Consider the following 8,214-nt stretch of genomic DNA (forward strand, 5'->3'; position numbering starts at 1 on the left):
GGGTGAAAAAACTAGTGTGGGGAAAAACTAGATTTTCGAGTACGTTTAGTCTCTTGGGTATTGGTGGGTGTGACGATAGTATTTCCTCGAGGAGTGAGGTTGGTTGCTTCATTAGGCGTCTCATCTCGTCGGGGGTTATGTCTATTAGTGGGTTGGCGGCGGCGTTTACGAGGGCGTATATGAAGAGGGCTTTGAAGCCGGTGGTTTTTAGGGATTTTTCTAGGGCGTCTGGGTTTTGGCTGTAGTATTTGTGTATCTTGGCTAGGGCGCGCATCATTGCCTCCCTGCCGGCGGCTTTGGCTCCGTGCATGTCGGCGTAGTACTCCCTCAGCCTGCTGAAGGAGAGGACTAGTAGCTGAACGACGAAGGACACCACTATCATGACGACGCCGTATATCACCGCGAGGAGTGATGGTCTTTCTTCGTCGGCGAGGCCTAGGTGTATCGCGGCTACCCCGGTGAAGTAGGCAATGGAGGGGAGTATGCCCAGCGCTGTCATGATTGGCATGTCTTTGTTTATGTGGTGGCCGAGTTCGTGGCCGATTACGGCCTCGAGCTCGTCGCGGCTGGCTGTCTCCAGGAGGCCGGTGGTGACCGCCACGTATCTGCCGGTGTGGAAGTTGCCGTAGGCGAAGGCGTTGGGCGGCCCCTCGACGACCACGGCCTTGGCCTTCACCCTGCCGCCGAGCCGCGCGGAGACCGCGTCGACTATTTTCTGGAGCTCTGGATCTGGGCGTGGGGAGAAGAACATGTTGATGAGGTAGGGGGAGGCCATGTACATGGCGAAGGCCGAGGCGGCCGCCAGCACGGCGAAGGCCACTAGGTAGTCCCTAATCCCGAGGAGGGCTTGCGTGAGCCACACCACAGGGAATAGGAGGGGCGCCACGACGGCTAAGCCGGCGAGCGCTATGGCGGCTACTATCAAGGCCATGGAGCCGTAGAAGACATGCCTCCACCTGGGCGACCCGGCGAGGCGGGGGACGAGGTATATAGAGGCCGCCAGCGACGCTATATACAGCGCCGCCAACAGCCACAGCTCCATGTTATAATTATATTGGTTATATATATGTTTTCCCCGGCTGGGTGGCGGTTATTTTAATCGTTCCGTTTAAATATGTGGGCGTTTCCCCGTTTCATGAGCAAGAAGCAGAAGTTGAAGTTCTATGACATTAAGGCGAAGCAGGCGTTTGAGACGGATAACTACGAGGTTGTGGAGAAGCAGACTGCCCGCGGGCCGATGATGTTTGCAGTAGCCAAATCCCCATACACCGGCATCAAAGTATACAGACTGCTAGGCAAGAAGAAGTAGGGGGGAGGGGTAAACTATATAAAATAATTCAAAACTTTTTTCATGCCTTTTACCTACCGTGGCCTCTCCATATCTTGGCTTGGTCACGACTCTTTTAGGGTGGTGGGTGAGGGGGCGGTGTTGTATATCGACCCCTACCAGCTCCAGGTGGGGGAGCCGAGGGCTGATGTTATCCTGGTGACGCATGAGCATTTTGACCACTGCGACCCGCCGTCTATCCAGAGGGTTCTTAAGCCGTCTACCGTGGTGGTGGCGCCTAGGATCGCCAAGCCCTGTGTCTCCAAGGCGGCGCGGAATGTTTTAGAGATTTCGCCGGGGGAGTCGAGGGAGGTGGGGCCGGCGAGGGTCACTGCCTTTCCTGCGTACAACCTCAACAAGTTTAGGGATCCGGCGCGGGGGGTGGTTTTCCACCCGAGGGAGGACGGGAGGGTTGCCTATCTCGTGGAGTGGGGTGGGGTGAGGCTTTTCCACGCGGGCGACAGCGACTTCGTGCCCGAGTTCCGCCAGGTCGTGGCCGACGTGGTGTTTGTGCCTGTGTCGGGGGTTTACGTCATGACTCCGCAGGAGGCGGCGGAGTTCGTAAACGCGGTTGTGCCTAAGGTGGCTATTCCGATGCACTACGGCTCTATCGTGGCGTCGAGGAGGGAGGCTGAGGAGTTTAAGATGCTTGTCAGGCCCGAGGTGCAAGTAGTGGTTTTAGATAGGGAAATATAGCGGAGGCCCCGAGCGCGGCCAGCACGCCTATATACGCCTTTAGGAACTTCTCTATTTTTATCACTCTCATCTTCTGGCTGTATGAGGCGGCCAGCATGGAGGAGTAGGCGACTAGGGTGAAGGATATGGGTATGGAGAAGAGGATTCCCAGGAGCGCGGCCATGGCTACTGTGACGTTGACGGCCGCGGTGGTTCTAGGCCTCAGGGCCGCCAGCTCCATGACCCACCTGGAGTAGCCGAGCCCTAGGTAGGTCCCCAGGGCCACCGCGGCGGCCGCCGCGAGGGGGCTGTGGACGAGGAGCGAGACGTTGTTGTAGCCGAAGACGTACATCACTGCGAATAGCGACGGCGCCGCGGCGGCGCCGCCTATCCTCACGGCTTTGCAGAAGATGTAGGTCGCCACCGCGAGGAGGGGGGAGAGCAACCACAAGGCGGCGGCTTCCAGCTTGGGGAAGTGGATTGAGTAGCTTAGGATAGAGATGGGGACGCTTATCTTCGCCAGGGAGAGGCCGGCGTAGAGCGACGCTATGTATATAAACTCGGCTGTCCCTATGCTGAGCTTGGGCATTGTGCTGGTGGCCGCGCCGAGTAGCTGGGCGGCTACGGCTATGGCGAAGGCCTTTCTCGCCCCGATGCCGCTTCCCCACGCTGTTGGGCCCAGCAACACTAGGGAGTTGTTGTAGACTAGGAGGGTGGCTAGGACGAAGCCGTAGAGCTCCATTAGACCGAGGTGATGACTGTGGCTAGGTGGTAGGCGGCGTCTTGCACGTTGTCGGCTATTTTGTCGGCGGTGTATATTAGGGACACCACGTGGTTGAACTCCACGGCGTTTAGCTCCAGGTTGTATATCTTGTCGAGGATCGCCTCCTTTATCTCGTCGATTTCCTCCTCGAGGGAGCTTATGATCCGCGCGTGGCGTCTAAGCTCCTCGGCGTCGCTGGTCCTCAGCATGTTGTGTAGGTACTCCAGCATCGATTTTACGAGGTCTAGCATCTCCTTCAGCTCTGTGGAGACTATTGAGAAGATGGCGTCGTTTTTCCAGAGGTGGTAGCCCCTCTTTACCTCTTTCATGGCGAAGTATATCATGTCGAGGATGTTGTCGACGTTGTCGAGGAGGACGAGGACCACGTTGGTGACTGTGGGCACCACCGCGCCCTGGGCCACCCTGTCCACCAGCTCTCTGACAATTTCGTCCCCCTCCCTCTCGAGCGCCGTTATCTTCCTTACCGCCTCGTCTACGTGGGGCTTGTCGTGGCCGCGGCTGGACGCCACCTCCTGCAGTACGCGGAGCGACTCTTGGGACAGAGCGACATGCTCCCCGAGCTTCTCCTTAATCTCCTCTAGACCGCTTGAAAATACCCGTTTTAGCCTGTGCACTTGTAGTTTATTCAAAAACTGTATTTTAAACTATCGCTTTGCCCACCTGGCGAAGGTGTGAATTGGTACATAAACGAAGCGAAACTCGTCGCGCCATGTGGGCATAATCTTTCCCTTAATTGGTATCTTGGCTCCGCAGAATTTACACCTGTACTCGCCTCCTTTCTCCTCTAGGTTTATTTCAAGTATGTCGAACCCCCTCCTCTTAATCACTACGCGGCCGCACTCGGGGCAGTAGGTGTGTTCATAGCGGTGGCCTGGGACGTTGCCCACGTAGGCGAACCTCGCCCCCTCCCTCTTCGCCATTTCTACGTGTCTCTCCAGGGTCTCCACGGGGGTTGGGGGTAGGTCCATCATCTTGTAGTCGGGGTGGAAGCGGAGGAAGTGTATGGGGACGTCGGGCCCTAGTATGTCTATGACGCGCCTCACGAGGGCTCTTGCCTTGTCCAGGTCGTCGCCGACGCGGGGCACCACGAGGTCTGTCACCTCCACCCAAATCCCGTATCTCTTCATCTCGGCTAGGGTCTCGAAGATGGGCTCCGCGTCTTGGATGAGTACGTATCTCCTTAGGAACTTCTCGTCTGCGTTTCCCTTGAAGTCCACCGTGGCGGCGTCTAGAAACTCGCTGGCGTACTTCACAGCCTCGGGGGTCATGTAGCCGTTTGTGACGAAGGTGTTGAAGAGGCCGCGGGACCTGGCGAGGGTCCCCACGTCGTGGGCGAACTCCATAAATATGATGGGCTCGTTGTATGTATACGTGATGCCGTGCGCGCCGTAGCTCTCGGCCAGCTTGACCAACAGCTCCGGAGTCACCTCGAAGCCCTCCGCCCTCCTCCTCTGGCTTATCTCATAGTTTTGGCAGTATTGACATGCCCAGTTGCACCCGAAGGTGGAGAAGGAGAGCACCATGGCGCCTGGGTAGAAGTGGGTCAGCGGCTTCTTCTCAATGGGGTCCACCGCTATTGCCGATATTAAGCCGTAGACGTCTAGCATCAGCCTGCCGCCTCTCACAGTCCTAACGCCGCAGAACCCCGTCTGGCCCTCCCTCAACCTGCACCTCCTGGCGCAGGCCAGGCACTCCACTCTGCCGTCTGGCAGTGTTCTGCTCAATACAGCCTCCACGAATCTACCCCCGGCCTCCCTATATAAGACTTTAAACCGCGGGGTCTGGGAGCTGTGGGCGGCCCCTGGCTGGCGCCGGCGACGTCGTAGCCGCCGACGACGTGGAGGCGGGTGGGCGTCACGCATTTCAAAACTGTTTCACTGAGGCTTCGCAGAACGATCTAGTCGTGGGTCAGCGTAGCTCAGCGCGCTCACCGCTCGCCGGTGTTTTCTCATCAATGTGGAGGTGCTGGGAGGGGAGTTTATATATCAGCTGTTCCAGCGCCGGCCATCTACGGCCGTAAATGCCTCCTCATCACGTGTATATGTTACTTACAGGTTTAAAATTTCGTACGTGGCACAGTTCTCCAGGGCAACAGCCTCCATGGGATCCACCCTGTGGTAGTGCCTCACTGGGAAATCCATGTTGTCGCTGGCGATCTGCCTGACTAGCGGAAGCGCCTTCGCCGCCTCGCCGCATGTACTTATTAGGAGGAGTTTCCTGCTCTTTATCCTGGCCTGTCTCAGAACGTCCCGGGGCTGGATCTGCGGCTCTCCGCAACCGAAGACAGCCACTAGGCAGTCCTTCTTCTCCATTTAGACTCTCCTGCCTTTGCGGCCGCTGGGCGGCCTAATGATGTCGTGGGGTATGGGCGTTACGTCCTCGATCCGGCCGATTACGAGGCCGGACCTCGCCAGGGCTCTTATCGCAGCGGAGGCGCCGGGGCCTGGGACCTTCATCCCGTATCCCCCTGGCCCCCTCACTTTTACATGCACGGCGTTTATCCCCCTGGCGAGGGCTAACTGCGCGGCTTTGTATGCCGCCTGCATGGCGGCCCACGGAGAGGGCTTGTCTTTGTCGGCTCTCACAACCATCCCGCCGCTTACGCGAGCCACGGTCTCTGCCCCCGTTAAGTCGGTTATTGTGATAATGGTGTTGTTTGAAGATGAGTATATCCACGCGATCCCCCACCTGAGCTTCTGCGGCTGTTGTTGCTGTGGCTGTTCTTGCGTCGACATCGCTTCATAGGCAAATGGGGGCTATTTATGTTTTCCTCCGGCGCCGCCGCCTAGCGCCGCTCTTTGTCTTGCATGGGGGCTCTCCTCCGCTTGCCGGCGTATTTGGGCAGGGCCCCGGCCTCCTCCAGCGCCGCCACAATGGCGATGGCTATTGACGGTATTACGAAATCTGTGGCTATGGTAACCTCTGGGACTAGGTCCACGACGAGGGAGGCGAATCGGAACACCCCAGGGGGCACCCCCTCCCTCGCCCCTATGAGTATGTTTACCCTCTCGCTTCTAAACAGCTCTGCGAGCCTCTCCTTTACATGTGTTATGTAGTCGCCCTTGGGGTCCGTCACGACTATGGGCTCGCCGGACCTGTCCCTTACGTACTGATACAGCTCGTACACGTAGACGGGCACCCTCCACACGGATCTGCCGTAGCTTTTGATCTGTATCTGGTACCTGCTCTCAATCCCCTCCTCCACGGCGTCTAGGAAGACCTTCAGCGTCTTTGCCGGCACGGGCTTGTGGAGGAGCACCGTCAGCTCCCCCACCTCAAACGTCTGCGCCGCGCGTCCGATTCTCTCGCCCATTTTCCTCACCGCCTCCTCGTCTCCCTCATATATAAACTGGCCGAGGGCCACCTTCCTGAGGCTTTGTAGCGACAGCGGCTTATCGCGGCGCATTTTCCTGTACTCCCCAGTCGCCGGGGTGCAGATGGCGGCTACGTCTTGGAATATCTCCACGTATATGGGCTTTGTGGGTTCTTCGAGATCTACCTCGGCCCCCGTGGCTTCTTTAACCGCTGCCCCCACTCTCACGTTGATGTCTATAGAGGTGAAGCTGTGGGTGCCCCTCCTGGTTGTCCTAATGGCGAAGGTGTCGCCCGGCGAGATGTAGCGCCTGGCCACCTCCACAGCCGCCCGTTCGATATCCCCCGGCTCGGCCCTCACAGCCTCCTCTACGACGAGCACTCTGTCTGCCTCTGGTATTTTCTGGGCTATCAACTCCGCCGCCCTCCACCTCTCGGCCCCCAGCCCGCCTACGAACACCACCCCTAGGTAGCCCATGGGGGCCGGCGCTACCTCGGCCGCCGGCAGAAGCTCTTTTATGTGAGAAGCGGCTATCCTCTCGAACTCCCTCCTCGTCTTTACAATTATGTCCACGCCCCCCGGGCTGGTTGCGGCGAGAGGCATAACGTAATGATTTAAATACAGGCCCATAAATATATATGGCTACGTGGAAGCTGGAGGAGAATATTCAACGTGACATGGAGAAGGCTCAGGAAAGTATAGAGCTCTACGGGGGCCACGTATTGAAGGCACCTAACAAGTACGAAATCAGGTCGGGGGTCGTCGTGGCGGCTAGATTCGCCGACAAGCTCAGGCGGACGGCCTTCGCTGTGTTCGGCGGCATTGTGCCGAGGGAGGAGATTGTGAGGGCCACCTCTGAGCTCAACAAGAAGATATACGAGGCGCTGATCTCGATGGGCGTTGGTAAGCTAGACATAGTGAGGATAACTGTGGAGGCGGCGGTGGAGGGCGGGAGGCTGATATTCGGCGAGCCGAAGATCGAGTGGTTTGTGCCCCACAGCGAGATGCAGAAGAGGCTGGAGGAGTGCGAGAAGAGGTTTGCCGAAATTAGGAAAAGAATAGAGAGTTTGCTGAAGGAAATACCCTAGTCGATCTTTATCTCAAACCCCCTTTTTCTCTTCTCGGTTTTTTCAAGCTCTACGGAGAGGACGCCGTTTTTATACGTGGCCTTGGCCTTGTTGGGATCGACAGCAACCGGCAGTCTAATCTCCTTGTGGTACTTCCGGTCTTTGCTCCTGGCGTCTATTGTGAGGGTCCTCCCGTCCTCGCTTATGTACAGCTTTATGTCATCCTTCTCAACGCCGGGCATATCCACCACGACTTTAATCTTGTCGTCCTCCTCCACGATGTCCGTCAGCGGGTCTATCTCGTCGACTACTTCAATTCTCTCCACGTCAGACCTCCTTCTGACGTTGCCGAACTCCCGCACCACGGGTCTGCCGTCCGGCCCCATGGTGATTTCAAATCCGTAGTAGTAGTACCTAGGCCTTCCGCCGCCCGGCGGCGGCTGGGCTGAGAACCTCCTGAAGTCCTCCTCTATCTGTCTCTCAATTTCCTCGAAGAACCTCTGCCACCTCTTCATAAATCTTTCAAATTCGTCAAATATGGACATGTACTGAATCTCTACTTCACTATTTAAGTTTTATAAGCCGGCTATGGCGCGCCGCAGAGCCTTGGACATCTCTTCGTAGCGGCGGATATCTGCCGGCGTGAGCGATGGGGGTATTCTCTTCAACGCCTCTTCAAAATGCTTCATAGACACCGGCTTCGCCCTCAGTGCCTTCTCCTTTATGGTCTCCCTCAGCGCCAGCATAGCCGCCTCTCTCACCAAGGCGGCGATGTCGGCGCCGGTGTAGCCCTCAGTCCTCTTGGCGAGTTCCTCTAGATTGACGTCATCAGCCAGCTTTACTTTTTTCGTGTGCACCTTAAATATCTCCACCCTCGCCTTTACGTCGGGAGGCGGGACGTAGATAACGCGGTCAAAGCGCCCGGGCCTCAGGAGGGCCGGGTCTAGGATGTCCGGCCTGTTGGTGGCCGCCATCACCACCACGTTCTTCAGCGTGCCGATGCCGTCCATCTCGGCGAGTAGCTGGTTAACCATTCTATCAGTCACGC

General features: G+C 57.5%; 13 protein-coding genes. 3 read left to right on the plus strand and 10 right to left on the minus strand.

Annotated features, from left to right (window positions below):
• Positions 1-1,042 (minus strand): zinc metalloprotease HtpX (locus ACP5J3_RS08890; protein ID WP_428495362.1); only part of this gene is annotated, 1,042 nt, incomplete at its 3' end.
• Between the two features lie 93 nt (positions 1,043-1,135).
• On the opposite strand from ACP5J3_RS08890, the gene cc1 reads away from it, so the two are divergent.
• Positions 1,136-1,309 (plus strand): DNA-binding protein CC1, encoded by a 174-nt coding sequence (gene cc1 / locus ACP5J3_RS08895; protein ID WP_014288576.1) that lies wholly within the window; start codon positions 1,136-1,138, stop codon positions 1,307-1,309.
• Between the two features lie 42 nt (positions 1,310-1,351).
• A complete protein-coding gene (locus ACP5J3_RS08900) occupies positions 1,352-2,023 on the plus strand; it encodes an MBL fold metallo-hydrolase (protein ID WP_428495363.1) in 672 nt (223 codons plus the stop codon).
• Here the strand turns inward: ACP5J3_RS08900 and ACP5J3_RS08905 are convergent.
• From ACP5J3_RS08905 to ACP5J3_RS08935, 7 genes are all read right to left on the minus strand, one after another.
• The gene (locus ACP5J3_RS08905) at positions 1,980-2,744 is read right to left on the minus strand and encodes a hypothetical protein (RefSeq protein ID WP_428495364.1); all 765 of its coding nucleotides are present in this window, start codon (positions 2,742-2,744) and stop codon (positions 1,980-1,982) included. The genes ACP5J3_RS08900 and ACP5J3_RS08905 overlap by 44 nt on opposite strands.
• A complete protein-coding gene (locus tag ACP5J3_RS08910) occupies positions 2,744-3,400 on the minus strand; it encodes a DUF47 domain-containing protein (RefSeq protein ID WP_428495365.1) in 657 nt (218 codons plus the stop codon). Before ACP5J3_RS08910 ends, ACP5J3_RS08905 begins: the two co-directional genes overlap by 1 nt.
• A gap of 30 nt (positions 3,401-3,430) precedes the next feature.
• Positions 3,431-4,522, minus strand: coding sequence for an AmmeMemoRadiSam system radical SAM enzyme (amrS, locus tag ACP5J3_RS08915; RefSeq protein WP_428495366.1), 1,092 nt, complete (start codon positions 4,520-4,522; stop codon positions 3,431-3,433).
• Positions 4,507-4,644, minus strand: a complete 138-nt coding sequence (locus ACP5J3_RS08920; protein ID WP_428495367.1) for a hypothetical protein — start codon at positions 4,642-4,644, stop codon at positions 4,507-4,509. The genes amrS and ACP5J3_RS08920 overlap by 16 nt, the downstream gene beginning before the upstream one ends.
• A 190-nt stretch (positions 4,645-4,834) precedes the next feature.
• Positions 4,835-5,098: a hypothetical protein gene (locus ACP5J3_RS08925; protein WP_263244195.1), complete on the minus strand. Its 264-nt coding sequence runs from the start codon at positions 5,096-5,098 to the stop codon at positions 4,835-4,837.
• Positions 5,099-5,521: a 30S ribosomal protein S11 gene (locus ACP5J3_RS08930; protein ID WP_428495368.1), complete on the minus strand. Its 423-nt coding sequence runs from the start codon at positions 5,519-5,521 to the stop codon at positions 5,099-5,101.
• 50 nt (positions 5,522-5,571) lie between these two features.
• On the minus strand, positions 5,572-6,672 hold the full coding sequence (locus ACP5J3_RS08935; RefSeq protein ID WP_428495372.1) for an SPOUT family RNA methylase: 1,101 nt from the start codon (positions 6,670-6,672) through the stop codon (positions 5,572-5,574).
• Positions 6,673-6,737: 65 nt separating this feature from the next.
• On the opposite strand from ACP5J3_RS08935, the gene ACP5J3_RS08940 reads away from it, so the two are divergent.
• Complete coding sequence (locus tag ACP5J3_RS08940; RefSeq protein ID WP_428495369.1) at positions 6,738-7,187, plus strand: single- stranded DNA-binding family protein; 450 nt, start codon at positions 6,738-6,740, stop codon at positions 7,185-7,187.
• On the opposite strand, the gene hsp20 is transcribed toward ACP5J3_RS08940, so the two are convergent.
• Positions 7,184-7,711, minus strand: coding sequence for an archaeal heat shock protein Hsp20 (gene hsp20, locus ACP5J3_RS08945; RefSeq protein WP_428495370.1), 528 nt, complete (start codon positions 7,709-7,711; stop codon positions 7,184-7,186). The two genes, ACP5J3_RS08940 and hsp20, sit on opposite strands and share 4 nt — an antisense overlap.
• Before the next feature lie 30 nt (positions 7,712-7,741).
• Positions 7,742-8,214: AAA family ATPase (locus ACP5J3_RS08950; RefSeq protein ID WP_428495371.1), on the minus strand; the 473-nt coding region annotated here is incomplete at its 5' end.

Source organism: Pyrobaculum sp. (assembly GCF_049971835.1).
GTDB lineage: Archaea > Thermoproteota > Thermoprotei > Thermoproteales > Thermoproteaceae > Pyrobaculum.